This window comes from Nonomuraea sp. NPDC050680 (assembly GCF_040654555.1).
Lineage (GTDB): Bacteria > Actinomycetota > Actinomycetes > Streptosporangiales > Streptosporangiaceae > Nonomuraea.
Map to the genome: position 1 here is coordinate 39,245 of NZ_JBFAIF010000031.1, position 19,060 is coordinate 58,304.

17 protein-coding genes are annotated in these 19,060 nt (G+C 69.2%); 1 reads left to right on the forward strand and 16 read right to left on the reverse strand.

Going from position 1 to position 19,060, the window contains the following annotated elements; translation table 11 throughout:
- Window position 1 precedes the first annotated feature (1 nt).
- From AB0H88_RS48330 to AB0H88_RS48355, 6 genes are read right to left on the reverse strand one after another with little or no spacing between them, the layout of a single operon-like run.
- The gene (locus AB0H88_RS48330) at window positions 2–1,396 is read right to left on the reverse strand and encodes an FAD-dependent oxidoreductase (RefSeq protein WP_357656414.1); all 1,395 of its coding nucleotides are present in this window, start codon (window positions 1,394–1,396) and stop codon (window positions 2–4) included.
- A 36-nt stretch (window positions 1,397–1,432) separates the two neighbouring features.
- Complete coding sequence (locus AB0H88_RS48335; protein ID WP_357656415.1) at window positions 1,433–2,218, reverse strand: ABC transporter permease; 786 nt, start codon at window positions 2,216–2,218, stop codon at window positions 1,433–1,435.
- Window positions 2,215–3,066: an ABC transporter permease gene (locus tag AB0H88_RS48340; RefSeq protein WP_357656416.1), complete on the reverse strand. Its 852-nt coding sequence runs from the start codon at window positions 3,064–3,066 to the stop codon at window positions 2,215–2,217. Before AB0H88_RS48340 ends, AB0H88_RS48335 begins: the two co-directional genes overlap by 4 nt.
- A 3-nt stretch (window positions 3,067–3,069) precedes the next feature.
- Window positions 3,070–4,263: a spermidine/putrescine ABC transporter substrate-binding protein gene (locus AB0H88_RS48345; RefSeq protein ID WP_357656418.1), complete on the reverse strand. Its 1,194-nt coding sequence runs from the start codon at window positions 4,261–4,263 to the stop codon at window positions 3,070–3,072.
- A 39-nt stretch (window positions 4,264–4,302) separates the two neighbouring features.
- Entirely contained in the window at window positions 4,303–5,370 is a 1,068-nt protein-coding gene (locus AB0H88_RS48350) for an ABC transporter ATP-binding protein (protein ID WP_357656420.1), read from the reverse strand.
- 15 nt (window positions 5,371–5,385) lie between these two features.
- Window positions 5,386–6,819 (reverse strand): gamma-aminobutyraldehyde dehydrogenase, encoded by a 1,434-nt coding sequence (locus AB0H88_RS48355; protein ID WP_357656421.1) that lies wholly within the window; start codon window positions 6,817–6,819, stop codon window positions 5,386–5,388.
- Window positions 6,820–7,081: 262 nt separating this feature from the next.
- Between AB0H88_RS48355 and AB0H88_RS48360 the strand changes: the two genes are divergently transcribed.
- Window positions 7,082–7,576 (forward strand): Lrp/AsnC family transcriptional regulator, encoded by a 495-nt coding sequence (locus AB0H88_RS48360; RefSeq protein ID WP_225290547.1) that lies wholly within the window; start codon window positions 7,082–7,084, stop codon window positions 7,574–7,576.
- Between the two features lie 36 nt (window positions 7,577–7,612).
- Here the strand turns inward: AB0H88_RS48360 and AB0H88_RS48365 are convergent, their stop codons facing one another.
- Genes AB0H88_RS48365 through AB0H88_RS48410 form a run of 10 tightly spaced genes read right to left on the reverse strand, consistent with a single transcriptional unit; the run spans window position 7,613 to window position 18,879 of the window.
- Window positions 7,613–7,837: a hypothetical protein gene (locus AB0H88_RS48365; RefSeq protein ID WP_357656423.1), complete on the reverse strand. Its 225-nt coding sequence runs from the start codon at window positions 7,835–7,837 to the stop codon at window positions 7,613–7,615.
- Complete coding sequence (locus AB0H88_RS48370) at window positions 7,830–8,687, reverse strand: hypothetical protein (protein WP_357656424.1); 858 nt, start codon at window positions 8,685–8,687, stop codon at window positions 7,830–7,832. Before AB0H88_RS48370 ends, AB0H88_RS48365 begins: the two co-directional genes overlap by 8 nt.
- A 49-nt stretch (window positions 8,688–8,736) precedes the next feature.
- A complete protein-coding gene (locus tag AB0H88_RS48375; RefSeq protein ID WP_357656426.1) occupies window positions 8,737–11,511 on the reverse strand; it encodes an alpha-mannosidase in 2,775 nt (924 codons plus the stop codon).
- The gene (locus AB0H88_RS48380) at window positions 11,508–12,599 is read right to left on the reverse strand and encodes a Gfo/Idh/MocA family oxidoreductase (protein ID WP_357656428.1); all 1,092 of its coding nucleotides are present in this window, start codon (window positions 12,597–12,599) and stop codon (window positions 11,508–11,510) included. The genes AB0H88_RS48375 and AB0H88_RS48380 overlap by 4 nt, the downstream gene beginning before the upstream one ends.
- Before the next feature lie 34 nt (window positions 12,600–12,633).
- Entirely contained in the window at window positions 12,634–13,527 is an 894-nt protein-coding gene (locus AB0H88_RS48385; RefSeq protein ID WP_357656429.1) for a TIM barrel protein, read from the reverse strand.
- Window positions 13,518–14,702, reverse strand: a complete 1,185-nt coding sequence (locus AB0H88_RS48390; protein ID WP_357656431.1) for a CehA/McbA family metallohydrolase — start codon at window positions 14,700–14,702, stop codon at window positions 13,518–13,520. Before AB0H88_RS48390 ends, AB0H88_RS48385 begins: the two co-directional genes overlap by 10 nt.
- Entirely contained in the window at window positions 14,699–15,769 is a 1,071-nt protein-coding gene (locus tag AB0H88_RS48395; RefSeq protein ID WP_357656432.1) for an ABC transporter ATP-binding protein, read from the reverse strand. The genes AB0H88_RS48390 and AB0H88_RS48395 overlap by 4 nt, the downstream gene beginning before the upstream one ends.
- Window positions 15,769–16,587 carry a carbohydrate ABC transporter permease gene (locus AB0H88_RS48400; RefSeq protein ID WP_357656434.1) on the reverse strand — a complete coding sequence of 273 codons (819 nt, stop codon included), beginning with the start codon at window positions 16,585–16,587 and terminating at the stop codon, window positions 15,769–15,771. Before AB0H88_RS48400 ends, AB0H88_RS48395 begins: the two co-directional genes overlap by 1 nt.
- A complete protein-coding gene (locus tag AB0H88_RS48405) occupies window positions 16,584–17,510 on the reverse strand; it encodes a sugar ABC transporter permease (RefSeq protein WP_357656436.1) in 927 nt (308 codons plus the stop codon). Before AB0H88_RS48405 ends, AB0H88_RS48400 begins: the two co-directional genes overlap by 4 nt.
- Complete coding sequence (locus AB0H88_RS48410; RefSeq protein ID WP_357656437.1) at window positions 17,485–18,879, reverse strand: extracellular solute-binding protein; 1,395 nt, start codon at window positions 18,877–18,879, stop codon at window positions 17,485–17,487. The genes AB0H88_RS48405 and AB0H88_RS48410 overlap by 26 nt, the downstream gene beginning before the upstream one ends.
- Window positions 18,880–19,060: the final 181 nt, after the last annotated feature.

Here is a 19,060-nt window from a genome sequence, read left to right on the forward strand (position 1 = left end):
GTTATGAGTCGAAGCCGAGGCCCATTCGGTCGAGTGCGCGCAGCCAGAGGTTGCGCCTGCCCTCGCGCTGGTCGGCCTGGGCGATCGACCATCGGGTGAACTGGATCACCCCGGACCGCACCGGCTCCGGCGGGAACGGGACCGGCTTCTCGCGTACCATTCGCAGGTCGGTCCGCTCGGTGCGCTCGCCCGAGAGCAGGTCGAGCATGACGTTCGCGCCGAAGCGGGTGGCGCCGACGCCCATGCCGGTATAGCCGACCGCGTAGGCCAGCCGGCCGGCGTGCGCCTGGCCGTAGAAGGCGCTGAAGCGGCTGCAGGTGTCGATCACGCCGCCCCAGCGGTGCGTGAAGCGCACGTCGGCCAGCTGCGGGAACGTGGTGGCGAAGTGCCCGGCGAGCTTGACGAAGGTCTCGTCGCGCTGGTCGTACTCCGGCTTGACCAGGCCGCCGTTGTAGTAGACGGCGTCGTAGCCGCCCCACAGGACGCGGTTGTCGTCGGTCAGCCGGTAGTAGTGGAACTGGTTGGCCCCGTCGCCCACGCCCTGCCTGTTGCGCCAGCCCACCTCGGCGAGCTGCGCCTCGGTCAGCGGCTCGGTCATGAGCGCGTAGTCGTACACCGGCACCACGAAGTGCTTGAGCCGCCGCAGCAGCGGCGGGAACACGCCCGTGCCGAGCGCGACGCGGCGGCCGGTGGCGACGCCGTGCGGGGTGCGCAGGCTGATCGTGACGCCGTCGTCGACCAGCGAGCGGACCGGGCTGCGCTCGTAGACCCGGACGCCGAGCGACACGCAGACCTCGCGCAGCCCCCAGGCCAGCCGGGCAGGATCGAGCATGGCGCAGCCGCTGCGGTCCCAGACCCCGCCCAGATAGGTGGGCGAGTTCACCTCGGCCCGCACCTGGTCCTGGTCGAGTGCCACGTAGTCGAGGCCGAGCTCGGAGACGAGATCGAGGTGCTCGCCGAGCGCGTCGAGCTGCCACGGCTCGGTGGCGACGTTCAGCTCGCCGGTGCGCTCGAAGGAGCAGTCGATGCCGTAGCGCTCCAGCGTCCGCTCGATCTCGTCGAGGTTGGCCACGCCGAGGCGTTCGAGCCGGTCGATCTCGTCGGGCCAGCGTTCGAGTCCGTTGGGCAGGCCGTGGGTGAGGGTCGCCATGCAGAAGCCGCCGTTGCGGCCGGAGGCCGCCCAGCCGATCCTGCGGCCTTCGAGCAGGACGACGTCCTGGTCAGGGTCGCGTTCCTTGGCCAGCAGAGCGGTCCACAGTCCGGTGAAGCCGCCGCCGACCACGACGAGGTCGGCACTGGTATCTCCGAAGAGCCGCGGTCGCGGCTCCGGTCTGGCCGGACTGTCCAGCCAGTACGGCTTGCGCTCCGCGTCAGCAAGCGCCTTCAGCGGATCCACACATTCCACTTCCTCACGGGTTCGGTTCCAGCATTATCAGGCACGACGGCGAGCCGTGACCGAGGTGGCGATGGCGATCAGTACTCCGACGCCGAAGATCAGCGTACCCATGACGTTGACCTGCGGCGGGATGCCGGTCTTGACGGACCCGACGATCCACAGCGGGAAGGTGACGGTGGAGCCGTTCACGAAGCTGGTCACCACGTAGTCGTCGATCGACAGCGCGAACGACAGCATCGCCCCGGCCAGCACGCCCGGCAGGATCGACGGCAGCGTGACCTGCCGGAAGGTCCCCCAGCTGGTCGCCCCGAGATCCTTGGCCGCCTCCTCCAGCGCCGGATCCAGCCCGATCACCCTGGCCCGTACGGTGACGACGACGAACGACAGCGAGAACAGCACGTGCGAGACGATGATCGTGTTCGCGTCGCGCGGCACGGTGCCCGAGACGAACAGCGACAGCAGCGACGCCCCCATGACCAGCTCGGGCGTCGAGATCGCGGCGAACACCAGGAAGTTGGTCACCCCCTGGCCCCGGAAGCGGTAACGGCCGATGGCCAGTCCCAGCATGGTGCCGATCACGACCGTGATGAGCGTGCTGACCAGGGCGATCACCAGCGAGTTGCGCAGTGCGACGGTCAGGTCGTCGATCTCGAAGAGCCGGTCGTACCACTTGAGGGTGAAGCCCTGCCAGGTGGTGTTCGACTTGCTCTTCTTGTCGTTGAACCCGAACAGGATCATCACGGCGATCGGCGACGACAGCCAGGCGATGATCAGCCAGGTGTAGATGTGTAGCAGCCGGTCCCCGAGCCCGCGGCCCCTCATCGCGCCGCCGCCTCGAGGACGTTCTCGGTGCCGAGCGCCCTGGCGTAGACGAAGATGCCCACGAGCAGCACGGCCATCAGCGTGAACGACAGTGCCGAGGCCGTCGGGTAGTCGAGGTTCGTCAGATACTCGGTTTGGATGATGTTGCCGATCATCGTGTTGGACGTGCCGCCGAGGATCTGCGCGTTGACCGGGTCCGCCGTGGCGGGCACGAACGTCATCAGCACCCCGGCGAACACCCCCGGCAGCGACAGCGGCAGCACCACCCGGCGGAAGGCCGCCGTGCGCGAGGCGTACAGGTCGTAGGCCGCCTCGATGACCCGCGGATCGACCCGCTCCAGCGCCACGTAGATCGGCAGGATCATGAACGGCAGGAAGTTGTAGGTCAGCCCGCCCACCACCGCGAACGTCGTGGCCAGCACGTGGAAGCCGACGGGCAGCACGCCCCAGCTCTTCAGCGGGCCGAACAGGACGCCGTTGTCGGCCAGCAGGAAGCCCCACGAGATCGTCCGCAGCACGAACGACACGAAGAACGGCAGCAGCAGCAGGAACAGGTACATCGACTTACGCGCGCCGCCCTTGAAGGCGATCCAGTACGCCACGGGATAGCCGATGACCAGCATCGCCACCGTGGCGAGCCCGCCGTACAGCAGGGAGCGCAGGAGTTGCGGGCTGTAGCGGCCGAGCGCGTCGGTGTAGTTGGAGAAGCTGAACGTCATGGCGAAGCCGTCGATCGCATTGCCCGTCTGCAACGACACCGACGCCATCGCGGCCATCGGCACGACCAGGAAGATTCCCAGCCACATCCAGCTCGGCAGCGCCAGCAGGTAGGGGGTGAGCCGCCTCATCGGCTACGCCTGCGTGATCGACTGGAAGATCGGGTTGAACACCTGCTCCTGCTTGGTGGTCAACTTGGTGTAGGTGCGCAGCTTGGCGTAGTCGGCCTCCGACGGGAACATCAGCGGGCTGTCGACCATGTCCTCCAGCGACTTCTTCGCCTCGCCCGTCGCCTTCGCGGCGTTCTCCCGCAGCAGATCCTGTACGGCCGGAACCGGCGTGACGTACTGGATGAACTCATCCAGCTCGGCGGCGACGGCCGGCTGGTAGAGGTAGTCCATGAGGATGAGCGCGTCGAGCGGGTTGGCGGCGTTCTTGGGGATGAGCATGTTGTCGGTCCAGATCGTGCCGCCCTCCTCGGGCACGACGAACTTGACCGGCTCACCGGCGAGCTGCCGCTGGAAGACGTCGCCCGACCAGGCCATGCTGATCCAGACGTCGCCCTTGGACACAGCATCGATGTAGCTCTGATCGTAATATTTCCGGACAATTCCGGCGTCGCGTTGGGCCTTGAGCTTCGCCCCGGCCTTCTGCCAGTCGGCCTCTGTCGACTTCTCCGGGTCCAGGCCCAGGGCGAACATGCCGAAGTTGGCGATCTCCTGCGCGTCGCTCATCATGCCGACCCGGCCCTTGTACTTCGGATCGAAGAGCGCCTCGATGCTCTTGGGCTCGTCCTTGACGTACTTGGTGTTGTAGGCGATCCCCGTCACGCCCGACGTGTACGGCATCGTGTAGACGTTGCCGGGGTCGTAGGCGCGGTCCTTGTACTTGTCGCCGACGTTGGCCAGGAAGTTCGGCATCTGCGAGTGGTCGAGCGCCGTGACGTAGCCCAGGTCGATCATGTGCTGGAGCTGGACGCCGTTGGTCATCACGACGATGTCGAAGCCGAGCGACTGGCCCGCCCTGAGCACGGGGTCGGCCTTGCCGAAGAACTCGGCGTTCTCCTGGATGACCTCCTTGTACTCGTAGGAGATGCCGGTGGCCTGCTGGAACTTCTTCAGCGGCGCCTGGTTCTCGGGCATGTACTCGGGCCAGTTGGCGAAGACCACCCGGCCGTGCTTGGTCTGCTTGGCCCAGAACTCCTTGACGGCGTCGGCCTTGGGCGGCGCCGCCTTCTTGCCCTGCACGCCACAGGCGGCCAGGGCGAGCCCGGCGGCGGACAGACCAGCGATCCTGAAGGCGTCTCGACGGGTACGGGCTTGGGTCATGCCCCTCAGGAGGGCTGGGTTGATCGAGGGGTCCATGAATCAACTTCCGATCGCATAAGAGTGCTGCGCCCTCCACGACAGCCAGACGGGATCGCCCCGCTCCGCGGTGGTCGTCGAGTCGAGCGCGTTCTGCTGGAACACCGTGATCTCGGCCCCGTCCGCGAGGCTCACGGCGTAGCTGTTGTAGGTCCCCAGGTAGACCACCTCGGCCACGGTGCCGGGTACGGCGCTGACGTCGCCGTCAGGCTGCTCGGTCGAGATGGTGATCTTCTCCGGCCGGACGGTCACGGTGACCTGGCCGTCCTGCTCGGGCACCAGGACCCGGCCGCCGCCGACGGTCAGCACGCCACCGGCCGCCGTGCCCGCCAGCAGGTTGGAGGTGCCGATGAACCCGGCCACGAACGCCGTCGCCGGCCGCTCGTAGATCTCGCGTGGCCCGGCCAGCTGCTCGACCAGGCCGTCGTTCATGACCGCGATCCGGTCGCTCATGGTGAGCGCCTCGCCCTGGTCGTGCGTCACGTACACGAACGTGATGCCGACCTCGCGCTGGATGCGCTTGAGCTCGATCTGCATGGCCTGGCGGAGCTTGAGGTCGAGCGCGCCGAGCGGCTCGTCGAGCAGCAGCGCCCGCGGCTTGTTGACCAGGGCGCGGGCCAGCGCCACCCGCTGCTGCTGGCCGCCGGACATCTCGCGCGGCCGGCGCTTCTCCCGGCCGGTGAGATCGACGATCTCCAGGATCTCGCCGACGCGCTGCCTGATCTCCTGCTGGGGGACCTTGCGCTGCTTGAGCCCGAACGCCACGTTGTCCCACACGCTCATGTGCGGGAACAACGCGTAGGACTGGAAAACCATGTTCACGTCACGCTTGTTCGGCGGGACATCCGTCACGTCCTTGCCGTGCAGCCTGACCACGCCACGCGAGGGGTCCTCGAACCCGGCGACCATCCGCATGGTCGTGGTCTTGCCGCACCCCGACGGGCCGAGGAGCGAGAAGAACTCCCCCTCGGCGATGCCCAGCGTTATGCCCTTCACCGCCTGGACGACCTCGCCGTGCGAGAGGTACTCCTTGGCGACGTCATCCAGTTCGATCGCGTTCAACTCGGCCATGTCCCGGCACAGTCCTTAGTCGCCGATGTAGTGCATGACATGCTTGACCCGGGTGTAGTCATGCAGACCGAACACCGAAAGATCCTTGCCGTACCCCGAGTGCTTGAAGCCGCCGTGCGGCATCTCCGACACGAACGGGATGTGTGTGTTCACCCAGACCACGCCGAAGTCGAGCCTGTTGGACATGCGCATGGCGCGGCCGTGGTCGGAGGTCCAGACCGAGCCGCTCAGGCCGTACCTGACGTCGTTGGCCTTGGCCAGCGCGTCGGCCTCGTCGGAGAAGGTCTGGACGGTGATGACCGGGCCGAACACCTCGTTCTGCACCATCTCGTCGTCCTGCTTGAGCCCGTCGACGATCGTGGGGGCGAAGAAGTACCCCTTCTCGCCGACCCGGTGACCGCCGGTGAGCACCTTGGCGTGCGCCGGGACGCGCTCGATGAAGCCCTGCACCCTGGCCAGCTGGTTCTCGTTGTTGAGGGGGCCGTACAGCGCCTCGTCGTTGGACAGGTCACCGGTCACGGTGCCGGCGGCGGCCTCGGTGAGCGCGGCGACGAACTCGTCGTGCACGCTCTCGTGGACCAGCACGCGGCAGGCGGCCGTACAGTCCTGGCCCGCGTTGTACAGGCCCGCGGTGGCGATGTCACCGGCGGCCTTACGCAGGTCCTTGACGTCCTCGAAGACCACGACGGGCGCCTTGCCGCCGAGCTCCAGGTGCACCCGCTTGAGGTCGTCGGCGGCGGTCTTGGCCACCGACATGCCGGCGCCGACGGAGCCGGTGATGGCGACCATGGCCGCGGTCGGATGGCCCACGACGAGCGCGCCGGTCTCCCGGTCACCCGTCACCACGTTGAAGACGCCGGCGGGCAGCACCTCGCCGAGGATCTCGGCCAGCTTGAGCGTGGAGGCCGGGGTGGTGTCGGACGGCTTGAGCACGATCGTGTTGCCGGCGGCCAGCGCCGGGGCGATCTTCCAGACCGCCATCATCATCGGGTAGTTCCACGGCGTGACCTGCCCGATCACACCGATCGGCTCGTGCCTGATGACGCTGGTGTGCTCGGCGAGGAACTCGCCCGAGGTGGGGCCCTCCAGCGTACGGGCCGCGCCGGCGAAGAAGCGGAAGTGATCGGCGGCGATCGGGGTCTCGTCCTCGGCCATGCGGGCCCGCGGCTTGCCGGTGTTCAGGCACTCCGCCTCGTTGATCTCGTCGGCGCGGGCGTCGATGGCGTCGGCCACCTTGAGCAGCAGGTTGGCCCGCTCGCCCGGGGTGGTCCGGCCCCACGACTCGAACGCGGCAGCCGCGGCGGCGTAGGCGGTGTCGACGTCCTCGCTGCCCGAGATCGGGGCCTGAAGGTAGGCCTCGCCCGTGCAGGGGTCGATGACATCGGAGAATCGGCCGCTCTTGGCGTCCACGAACGCACCGTTGACGAAGTTCTGCAGACGGGTGCTCATACGCTCTCCTTCGGTCGCCTGACCAAGGTGCTGTGTCTATTGATGACCTCGACAAGCTCGGTCATATGACCTCCTGGTGAGGTGGCTGAGATGCCGAGACTCTTACAGAGCGCACGCCTCACGACAAGGGATTTCGTGGCGAATATACCAAATTGCTACGAATTCGCTTGACAGAGCGAACAGAACTGACACCATGTCGCACCAGGACGGCAACACCGCGGGAACGCCCCCGCAACGCCGGACCGCTAGGAGGATCCTCGCAATGTCCACGCCGCCCCGCGTACGACGCAACAGTGACGCGCCCTCTGGGCCGTTCGTGCTCGACGATCTCTCCAAGCAGATCATCGAACAGCTGCAGAGCGACGGGCGCATGCCGTACGCGGCGATCGGCAAGGCCGTGGGCCTGTCGGAGGCGGCGGTCCGGCAGCGGGTGCAACGCCTGCAGGAGGCCGGGGTGATGCAGATCGTCGCGGTCACGGACCCCCTGACGCTCGGCTTCCCGCGCCAGGCGATGATCGGGGTGAACTGCGAGGGCGACCTGGAGTCGGTCGCGGACGAACTGGCGGCCATCGACGAGATCGACTACGTCGTGCTGACGGCCGGATCCTTCGACGTGATCGTCGAGGTGGTGTGCGAGGGCGACGGGCACCTGCTGGAGATCCTCAGCAAGATCCGGGCCATCCCGGCGGTGCGGGCCACCGAGTCGTTCGTGTATCTGAAGCTGCGTAAGCAGACTTACTCGTGGGGGACGCGCTGAGCTGACTGGAGGCGGGGTCTGTACGCCCGCCTCAAGTCATCGTCGTTTACATGTGGGGCAGACGAAGAGCTCCTCCACCGTGGAGACCAGAGCTACCCGATCCAGCCACAGCTCAAGCCGCGCAACGTTACCGCAGGTCGCGATGCGCTCACGGTCACTATCGGACAACGCAACCCCGCGGGCCTCGAGTACCCTGAGGATCACTTTGACCATGCCCTTGATATCGCTCACGGTGAACCGATAGGGATCGGTCTCAGGCAAAGATTTCCTCCACCGTGGAGGCCAGAACCGCCCGCTTCATCCACAGCCGGAGGCGTGCGATGTCACCACAGGTCGTGATGCGCTCACGGTCACCGTCGGACAGCGCCATCCCTCGAGTCTCGAGCACCATGAGCAGGCACTCGATATCCTCCTCGACGCGCCCCTTGGCCACGCCCTTGGCAAGCAGGCTCTGTGCGTACTCTCCCTGGTAGACGTAAGTCTCTGTGGCCATGAGCCGCTCCATTTCCTTCTGCGCGTTGCCGGTCAGCGCCACGGTGACATATTCAGCGTAGCGTCGGGCCACGTCCGGATCGAGGCTGTTCAAAGCCTCCGTCAGAGTGGCGAGGATGTCCGCTATCAGCGGATGCTTGCTCTGCGTGATCGCGGAGATGGCCGCCAGGCCGATGTTGCCGACGGCTTCGGCCACATCGGTGATGACCGGAGTGTTGTCCGGCCCGATCACCAACGGGGTGAGAGTCAGGCCGGGATGGCCGGTTTCGATGGGAAGCGACGCCCACTCGGCGGTCTTTCGCTTGGGGCAGATGACGACCAGGCAGACGGGACACTTGTCGCGGGCGCGGAGGTTGGCGATGTAGGCGAGCCAGGACCAGTGCTTCGCGTCGTCCTGCTCCAGTTGAACCTCGGCGATGACGCCCAGCTTGGCCTTGGCGTCATCGCCGTACAGCAGTACCGCGTCCGCCCGATAGACGGCCGGTACGCATTCCGACAAGTCGCATGAGACCTGGGTGGCCTTGGACTCGTCGGGTATCGGGAGGGCGAACAGCTCGCGCAGCATCCGCGCCGTAAGTTCGGGGTCGAGAGTGGTGATCCCGACCAGCCCCTCGTGCAATGGGGTGATCATGGCCGAGATATTACTCTACGTAGTCATGTAAGGACTCTCAGTTTCCAAGCTGGATGGTGGCGATCTCCCAAGGACGCAGGGGAAGGTGGACCGTACCGGAGGAGACGGGAATTGGGTCGCCTGGGCGGCCACGGAGGTCAGCGTGGCGGGCCTGGGCAAATGTGCCGGAGATGACCGCGTTCGTGGGGGTTTCCGAGTACGCCACGACGCGGAGTTCGTGCCGGCCGTCGCGGACCCTGAGCGAGGTCATGACCACGCCGTCGCCCGTCACCGACAGGCCGGAGGCGGCCGGGGGCAGGGCGAGTGACGGGTCGCCGGTGCCGGGCACCGCGAGGAGGTCGTGCCGGAACGTCTCGGCCGCCGCTGGCACCGCCGCCCACGACCCGCCGTACGGCATGAGCGCGAGGCTGACCGAGCGCAGGCCGCGCGACTGGGCGGCCGGGGTCGGTAGTTGGGGACCGGCGGGCTCGGGGCGCATGGCGTGCAGGTTGCGGGAGAGGTAGCCGACCGAGCGCAGCAGGGTGAGGGCGAGCTCCGCGCCGTCGTCCACCAGCTCGTACTCGGTGACGTGCTCCAGCAGCGCCGCGACACCACCGGCGGCCACCCACCCGGAGGCCGGGAACGTGGGCAGCGGCTCCTCGCCGCAGCCGCCCTCCGAGGACAGGCCGCGTGTCACGACCGCGAACTGACCCTCCGCGTGCGAGGCCGCCGCCCGCGCAGGCAGCGGTACGTGCAGGCGTACCCGGTGGTCGGAGCATCGGTTGTCGAACGAGACATGCAGCCTGACGTACGGCTCTCCGGCCCGCAGTTCGACCCGCGTGTCGACGACGATCTCCTCGGTCGCCTCGGTCCTGGCGGCGGCCGGGATCTCCGGGGTGCCCTCGATGCCCTGGCCGGCGGCGGGCCAGCGGTAGGTGCGGCGGACGTCGAAGGCGGCCACCAGCGGGCCCGAGCAGACCAGCGTCAGCTCGGCCGACACCGGGTCCGACACGATCCGGTCCTCGGCCGGGGGCGCGTAGTTGTAGGTGTCGCCCACGTCGCCGCCGTCGACGATGCGCCCCGCGCCCGTGAAGGTGGTCCCGTCGGCGCCGGTCAGCGCCAGTGTCCCGTCCGCCGCCACCTCGACGCGCAGCAGCCCGTTGTCGAGCGCCCGCTCCTCGGCCCGCACGCCGGCGACCGGCGCGCCCATCGCGGCGGAGGCACCGGATGCCGAACCCGCACCACCGGACTCGGCGGGAGAGCCGCCCGACGCCGCCACGGAGCCGTCGGGCGCCGGGCCGGTGTCGCGCAGGGTGTCGGCAGACGCCGGTCGGATGCTGGTGTGTCCCAAAGGTGGCGTCTCGACGAGGGCGGCGACGGTACGGCGGGCCTCGGCGACGATGCGTACCCGGGTCACCCCGTCGAGCGCCCCGCGCAGCTGCGCCACGTTGAAGGCCGTCGCGGACTCCCGAGCCACCGTGAACGTCAGCGTGCCGTCGTCCACCGACCAGCCGGTGATGTGCTGGCCGTACAGCTCCGTGCCGTGGATGAACGTCAGCGCCGTGGCCGGGTCCATCTCGGCGTCCAGCAGCAGCGTGGGCGCGTACTCCAGGGTCTGCGCGGGCACCCGCGCGCCGGTCGGGTCCACCAGGGGATCCAGGCCCGCCACGTCCACCAGCACGACGCCGCGCCGCGGGGCGGGCGTCGGGTTGACGACGAGCACCCCGTCCGACGGGACGGCGGCCGACAGCCGGGCGGTCACCATGTCGCGTATGGCCTGCCCGAGCTGTTCGGCCTCGGCGATGCGCGCGGCGACCTGCTGGGCCGTGTCGTCGACGCCGCAGCCGGTCACGGAGTCGTGGCCGCTGGCGTCCACGAGCCGCCACCACGCCATGTCGAGGAAGCGGCCGGGCCAGTCGCCGCCCCAGAGGGTGGCCAGCGGCTCGGCGTAGCGCTCGACCATCCGCTCGGCCCGGCCCATGGCCTGCTTGACGTGGGCGCGCACGGAGATGACGCCGGGCAGGATGTTCGCGCGGGCGTGGGAGCGCAGCTCGCCGGAGACCTGGGGCAGCCCGTCCACAGAACCCGAATACGCACCGATATATCCGGACAAGGTGTCCATGCGGGCGCCGATGTCCGCCACCATGCCGGGCAGCCCGCGTACGGGAGCCGAATGGTCGGTCCCGTACATCGCCAGCAGCGCCCCCTCGGGCCCGTGCCATCTCCGCATCCGCTCGGTGAACTCGGCGGCCCGCTCCGGCAGATGCGCCGGATCCTCGAAGAGATGCGCCCCGTTGCCGTAGCCGCCGGCCGGCAGGTACTGGGTCCGCAGAGCCGTGCCGTCCGGCGCGACCCAGGCGAAGACGTCGGTCACCACGGACGACGGCACACCCCGGTAGACGCAGGCGTGGAGCAGCCCGGCCCGCCGCAGGATCTGCGGCATCTGCGCCGTGTGACCGAACATGTCGGGCAGGTACCCCACCGGCATGGCCCCGCCGAGCTTGTCGGCCCGGTTCATGCCGAGTTCGAGGTTGCGCACGATGTTCTCGCCCGAGCACAGGAACTCGTCGAGCAGGATCTGCCACGGCCCGACCGCCAGCCGCCCGGACTCGACCAGCGCGGCGATGCGGTCGCGGTTCTCCGGCCGGACCTCCAGGTAGTCGTCCACGCAGGCCAGCTGCCCGTCGAGGGTGAAGTGGTAGTCGGGCTCGCGTTCCATCGTGTCGAGCACCTCGTCGAGCAGCGCCACCAGCCGCAGCCGGAAGCGCTGGAAGGGCTCGTACCACTCCCTGTCCCAGTGCGTGTGCGGGACGACGACGATTTCGGCGGTCACGCTGCTTCCCCTCCGATGGGCAGGTCATGCTGTACGGCATAGCGCGCGGCGATGCTCTGGGCCGTGACGATGTCGGCCAGCCCGCCGGCCGCGGCGGTGAGCGGCGGCTCGTCCTCGGTGACGTAGGCGTGGAAGGCGGCCAGCTGCACCTCGAACGCCTCGGTCACATCACGCCACTCGGTCCGGCTCTCGCCGCCCGAGCCGTCACCCGAGACCACGGTCAGCGTCGTGGGCGCGTTCATCAGGTAGGGAGAGGGGAAGACCAGCTCCAGCGAGCCCTTGTCGTGGTGGATGACCACGGTCTCCCGGTAGGCCGGGTAGTCCTCCAGGTAGTGCCACCGGATCGAGAACCGTCCGCTGACGGGCAGCGTTCCGGAGATCTCGACGGACCCGGGCCCCGGCCCCCACGTCTCAACAGCCGAAATTTCGGCAGGCGACCCGCTGAAGCGCCTCAAGAGCGACAAGTCATGGCATATCGAGCCGAGTGCCACCCCGTAGAGGGCCCGTACCGCATCGGGAGCCGACTCCCCCAGCGCCCGGGAGACGAGCTCGTGCTCCGCCGCGCGCAGCGAGGCCAGCAGCGCGGGGTCGACGTCGCGGGCCGGCGTCAGGCTCGCGAAGGCCAGCTGCGACTCGGCGCTCGGATGCAGCACGGTCACCTCGACCGACCGGATCGCGGCCGGGCCGCCCAGCTCGGCCAGCAGCTCCTCGGCCCGGCGCACGGCCGGGTCGTACTGCTTCATGTAGCCGACCATCAGCCGCCCCTCGGGCAGCGCCTCGACCTCGGCCCTGGTCAGCGCGAGCGGTTTCTCGCAGAGCACCGCGTAACCCGCGGCCAGCGCCCGGCGTACCGGCTCGCCATGAGAGCCGGAGGCGAGGATGAGCACGGCGTCGAACCCGCCCTCGGCCAGCATGCTCTCCACGGCCGTGAAGCGCCCGGGCGCCCCCAGCCGGTCGCCGACGACGTCGGCGAGGGTCCGCGACAGGTCGCAGACGGCGGTCACCTCGAACAGGTCGCGGCGCCTCGACAGCAGCGGCACGTACACCGCCTGCGTGACGGCGCCGCACCCGACAAGCGCGATCTTCAAAACCCGATCCTCCAGCGTGGGGTCAGCCTGGGGGTCACAGTCCCAGCTCTCTCAGCTTCTCGCGGTTGGCGGCTTGATCGGCGATGTTCCGCTCAACCGACCGGCGGCCGGGCAGGGTGTCCTGCTCGATGATGATCCAGCCTTGGTAGCCGATCTCGTCGAGCGCGCGGACGACGCCCGGCAGATCCAGCTCGCCCTCGCCCAGCGGCGCGAAGCCGCCCCGGCCCATGAGCTCGCGCAGGTCCACGCCGTCGGCGAGGGCCTGACCGAGTATCGCGGTGTCGCCGTCCTTGACATGCACGTGGCCGACCCGGTCCGACCAGTCGCGCAGGGCGGTCACCGGGTCGCCGCCGGCCAGCAGCAGGTGGCCGGTGTCCAGGCAGAGCTGCACGTCGGTCAGCTCCAGCAACCGCTCGACGTCCTCTGGCGTCTCGACGTAGGTGCCGAGGTGGTGGTGGAAGGCGGGCTCGAAGCCGCGTTCGCGGCAGCGGTCGGCCGCGATCTGGACGCGGGAGGCGTAGCCGGGCCAGTCGGCGGCGGCCAGCCCCGGAGCGTTCCCGCCGGGCCTGGCGAACCTCGCCGGAGAGCCCGAGCAGCCGAGTGTGGGCCGGGGCGCCAGGTGTTCGGGGGCGGCCGGCGCGGCGGCGAACACGTCGAGCGTCGCGTCCAGCGCGGTCAGTCCCTTCTCGAACTCCACGGGGTCGCTGTAGCGCAGGTCGGCCCAGCCGCCGGCCAGCAGCAGCCCGTCGAGGCGTTCCACCAGGTCGGCGCCGGTGCCGAGATAGCCGATGGGCCCCAGGTCGATGCCCGCGTAGCCGGCGTCGGCGAGCGCACGGACCATCTGGTCGGCGCTCAGCGGGGGCGGCGCGTCGGCCAGTTCGAACACGCCGAAGCTCACGGGGGCGTTGGCGACTCGTGTCACGCGCATATGGCGATCACCTCGTTCTCGTACGTTTCCAGGCGGTGCCGTCCCTCTCTCGCGGGGACCAGCACCCGCTCGCCGCGGATGACCTGGCGATCGCCGCCGGGGCGCACCAGGACGAGGCCGTCGGCGTCGAGCGCGAGCAGCTCGTCGCCCAGCCTGAGCAGTAGCGGCGCGCCGGGGCCCGCGGAGATCGCGGTACGGCCCGCGGCGACGGCATCGAAGATCGTGCTGGTGTCCTCGGCCAGGACCCAGGTGGTCGGCGCGCCCGGCAGGCCGTCGTCGCCGGGACGGTGGAAGTCGCTGGCGCCGATCGCGACCAGGTCGGGCCCCCAGGCGTCGGCCCAGGCCAGGGGCGCGCCCCAGCGCCGGTCCCACCAGCCGGAGTGCCAGACCTCGGCGATCCGCGGTCGCTCGGTCAGCGGCTGGAGCCAGGCGCAGTCGCCGCCGAGCGGGTGGTTGATCGACATCAGCCCGCCCTCGCGCGCGGCGTGCCGGGCCCAGGAGTCGGCGGGCTGCCGGAAGTCCACCCAGCCGACGTCGCCGAACACGTTGGCGTGCCCCCGATCCGTGGTCACCTCCTGGCCGGGCAGCAGGGCGATGCCGCGTCCATCGCCGAGCCAGGGGTGGTGGCTGATGGTGTTGTGGTCGGTGACGACCAGGAAGTCCAGGCCGCGGCCCTTGGCCAGCTCGGCCAGCTCGGGGATGGTCAGCACGCCGTCGCTGTGGACGGTGTGGGAGTGGAAGTCGCCCGCGAACCAGTGGAGGCCGTCGACTCCGGGCAGGTCGCGGCGCGGCGGCCGGTCCCCGTGCGGCGGCTCCTCGGTCACCGGCCGTGGGGGTGCGGCGGCCTCGGTGTGGATCTCCAGCGTGTAGTCGAGGCCCTGCGGCGGCACCCGGTGCAGCCGCAGCCACACCTGCCAGGTCCCTGGCTCCAGCTCACCGGGCAGGTAGCCGGGGGTCGCCCAGTCGGCGGTGATCGTGTACTCGTCGCGCGCGCCGCCTGACCAGCCGCGGAAGCCGTCCGGCGAGCCGCAGCCGAGGTCGAGCACGCCCTGTGACCGGTCGAAGCTCAGCCGTACGGTCAGCGCGCCGGTGCCGGCCGGTACCTCGAAGGGCACCTCGCGCAGGATCCGCTCCAGCCGGTCGTCCAGGCTCCAGTGGCCGCGGATCACGGTCATGCCGACACCAGCTCGCCGTCCCGGTAGATCAGGGCCCGGTCGCGGCGCGGCGTGGCGAAGCCGTCGGCTCCGATGGACGGCTCGCCGCCCTCGGGCACGACCGCCTGCACGAGCACGTCGGCGACCTCCAGGGTCACCAGGTGGGACGCCCCCAGGTTCTCCACGATGACCACCTTTCCACCCAGCGAGCCCTCGGTGGGCTCGGTCGAGTAGGTGTTGTACTCGGGCCGTACCCCGTACACGATCCGCTCGCCGTCGGTCAGCAGGCCCTCGGCCGAGACGGGGACCGGCACCTTGCACCCGGCCACCTCCAGCGTGTCACCGCGGACGGTCCCGTCGAGCAGGTTCATCGGCGTCGAGCCGATGAATCCGGCGACGAAGGTGTTGGCGGGCCGCTGGAAGACCTCGGCCGGCGTGCCGATCTGACGGATGTGCCCGGCCTCCATGACGGCCATCCGGTCGGCCATGGCCAGGGCCTCGGCCTGGTCGTGGGTGACGAAGACGGTGGTGACGCCGAGCTCGCGCTGCAGCTTCTTCAGGAACGTACGGGCCTCCAGGCGGAGCCGGGCGTCGAGGTTGGACAGCGGCTCGTCGAACAGGAACGCCTGCGCCTGCGTCGCCATGACGCGGGCCAGCGCGACCCGCTGCTGCTGGCCGCCGGACAGCTGGCCGGGGCGCCGGTCCATGAGCTGGTCCAGGCCAAGCCTGGCGCCGACCTCCTCGGCCTTGCGCTGCCGGGCGGCCTTGCCGACCTTCTTGATGCGCAGGGGGTAGGCGATGTTGTCGGTGACGTCCATGTGCGGGAACAACGCGTAGTCCTGGAAGACCATCGCGATGTCGCGGCCGCCCGGCTGGACGCCGGTGACGTCGCGGTCGCCGATGACGACGGCGCCGCCGGTGGCGGTCTCCAGCCCGGCGATCGTGCGCAGCAGCGTGGTCTTGCCGCAGCCGGACGGGCCGAGCAGGGCGAAGAACTCGCCGTCGGGGATGGCCAGGTCGAGCGAGTCGAGCGCTTTGACTCCCCCGGGGTAGACCTTGGTCAGGGCTCGCAGTTCGATTGCGGCCATCAGCGCTTGATCCCTCCGTGGAAGCGGAAGCCATACTTCTTGCTGACGAACAGGTACATGAGCACCACGGGGACCGAATAGAGCAGGCCGAACGTGGACAGCAGGGTGAGGTTGGCCTGGCCGCCCTCGGTGTACAGCGTGTACATGATGACCGCCGCGGGCTGCTTCTCGACATCGCTGAGCAGCAGGTACGGCATCAGGAAGTTGCCCCACACGTTGGCCACGGCCCACACCGCGATCGTCGCCAGTCCCGGCCGTACCAGGGGGACGACCACATGGCGGACGATCTGCAGCGGCGAGGCCCCGAAGACGCGCGCCGACTCCTCGTAGGACTTCGGCGTGGAGTCCATGAAGTCCTTGAGCATGAAGATCGCCGCGGGCAGCAGGCCGCCGGTCAGGATGAGGATCACCCCGAACTGCGAGTCGATCAGGTTCAGCTCGACGGCCAGCTGGAACAGCGGCACCATCGCGGCCGTACCGGTGATGATCGAGGACAGCAGCAGCAGCGCGTAGAGCAGTGCGTCGCGGCCGGGCAGCCGCACCCGGCTCAGCGCGTACGCGGCCAGCGCCGCGAAGACCACCACGAGCAGGGCCGTGCCGACCGCCAGCACCAGCGAGTTCAGGAGCGACGGCAGCGCGTACGGGTGCTCCAGGATCGCCCGGAAGTTGTCCAGCGTGAAGTCGGGCACCCGGACCTCGTAGGTGGGGTCAGAGGTGAAGGGCGCGGCGGCCAGCCACAGCAAGGGGATGGTGAAGAAGGCCAGCAACACCGCGATCAGCGTGTAGAAGCCGATCCGGCCCAGCACGAACCGCGTCATTTCTTACTCCTGAGCAGGCGCAGGTAGAACACCGCCACGACCAGGTTGATCAGCAGGATGACCGTGGAGACGGCCGCGCCGTAGCCCAGCTCGCTGCCCTGCAGCGCGACCTTGTAGACGTGGACCGCCAGCACCTCGGTCTGACCGTCGGGCCCGCCCGCGGTGAGCATGAACGGGGTGAAGTCGTTGAACGTCCACAGGCTGATCAGCAGGAGGTTCGTCAGGATGTGCCCCCTGATGTGGGGGAACACCACGTCACGCAGCTGCTGCCAGCCGGAGGCCCCGGCCAGGCGGGCGCTCTCCAGGTGCGAGGGTGGCACGTTCCCGAGCGCGGCGCCGTACAACATCATCGAGAAGGCGGCGCCACGCCAGGTGTTGAAGATGACGATCGACAGCATCGGGTGGTCGAGCAGCGGCGCCAGACCGGGGACGTGGAGCAGCGCTTGGAGCGTGCCGCCGTCGCGGTCGAGCAGCGCCACCCACAGGAACGAGACCACCGCGCTGGGCAGGATCCAGGCCAGGATGACCAGGCCCTCGACGGTCCGTTTGAGCGGTCCGGTGCGATCGCGCATCAGCCAGGCGATCGTGAACCCGAGCACGACCTGGCCGATGACGGCCGAGCCGAGCACGAACTGGACGGTCAGCCAGGTCGAGTTCCAGAACGCGGGATCGGAGACCGCCTTGACGAAGTTGTCCAGGCCGACGAACTGAGGCTCGGCGGCGGCGGCGCCGGTGAGGCGGTAGTTGGTGAGGCCGAGGTAGAGGACCCAGAGCGCGGGGAAGACCAGGAACACCGCGATCAGCGCCAGCGCGGGCGCCACGAACGCGCCCGCTCTCAGCCTGCCCAGGCCCGCCGCATCGGAGCTGTAGCGGCGGGCGGGCGCGTCGTCGATGACCTCAAGAGGCGATGTTGCCTGCGCCACCGACGATTCCTTCGAGTTTCTTCTGGTAGTCCGCGGCGGCCTGGTCGGGTGCCGTGCCCCCGACGACGGCGGCCGTGGCCTCCTGGAGCGCGGCCGACACCTGCGGATAGACGGCGACCGGCGGCCGGTAGGCCGTCAGCGGCAGCACCTTCTCCGAGATGAACGTCAGCAGCGGCTCCCCGGCGAGGATCTCCTTGTTGACGTCGGTGCGCGGGGTGATGCGCACGTTGCCGTCCTTGGTCTCCTCCTTCAGGGCGTCCGGCGAGAGCGTGAAGGCCAGCAGGTCGAAGGCCTCCTTCGGATGCTTGCTGTTGGGGTTGACGGTCCGCAGGGCGCCGCCCGACATGCTGACGAAGTCCTGGCCGCGCAGTCCCTTGCCCGGCTCCATGGCGGGGATCAGGGCGTAGCCGACGGTCTGGTCACGGTCGGCCATCTTGGCCACGCCGTCCTTGGGGTTGACCACGCCGCGCCAGAAGTAGTCGCCCTCCATCAGGATGCCGATCTTGCCACCGGCGAACTGCTGGAAGGACTTGTCGCGGCCCTTGGCCTCCTGCTGGAGCTTGGGGTCACCGAGGCCGCTGCCGCCGTAGATCTTCTGGTAGAGGCCGAGCGCGTCCTTGAGCGGCTGGGACGCGCCGGTCCACTTGCCGTCCTTCTGTACCTCGCCGCCCGCGCCCGCCAGCAGCGGGAGCACGCCCTGCATCGAAGTGGCCTCGCCCATCGCGGTGCCGGCGTTGATCTGGATCGGCACCGGTACGCCCGCCGACTTCAGCTTGGCGCCCGCGTCGAGGATCTCCTGCCAGCTCTTCGGCTGCCAGTCGGCGGGCAGCCCCGCCTTCTGGAAGAGCGTCTTGTTGAAGTAGAGCACCCGGCCGTCCGTGCCGACGGGCAGGGCGTACTTCTTGCCGTTGAAGGTGGCCAGGCCCTGGACCGATTCGGGGATCTGCTGCCAGCCGTCCCAGCTGTCGGCGCTCGCCCCCACCAGGTCGGACAGCGGCTTGATGTAGCCCGCCTCGGCGAACTCACCGGCCCAGATCCCGTCGAGGTCGATCACGTCCGCGCCCTTGCCTGACTTCAGGTCGAGGGAGAGCTTGGTCTTGTACTGCTCGTCGTCGACACCGCTGGGGATGAACTTGACCTTGACGTCCTTCCCCTTCGCCTTCTCGGCCGCCTCGAACTTGGGGGCGACCCAGTTGGCGAGGAAGTCGGCCGCCGCCGCGTTCTTGCCGCCCGCGATGGCGTTCTGGGCGATCGTCAACTCGATCGCGCCACCGCTGTCGCCGCCGGATGACTGGCCGCACGCGGCGAGCCCCAGCGCGGACACGGCGAGGACCGCGACCGCGCCTACCGACCTTTTCCGCAATCCCATGCAAACCCTCCGACATGTCCTTAAAGCCAGGAACCCGGCCAATATGTCATGACATCCAGATGACGTAAAGGCCTGCCGATATTTCGGGAGTGTGTCGCATGCTGCATCTTTGTCACGAGGAGGTCTCGGCGAGGGGTCCGCCGCAAGACGATCCACTTACCGGGGTTTCGGTCAGGGAAGA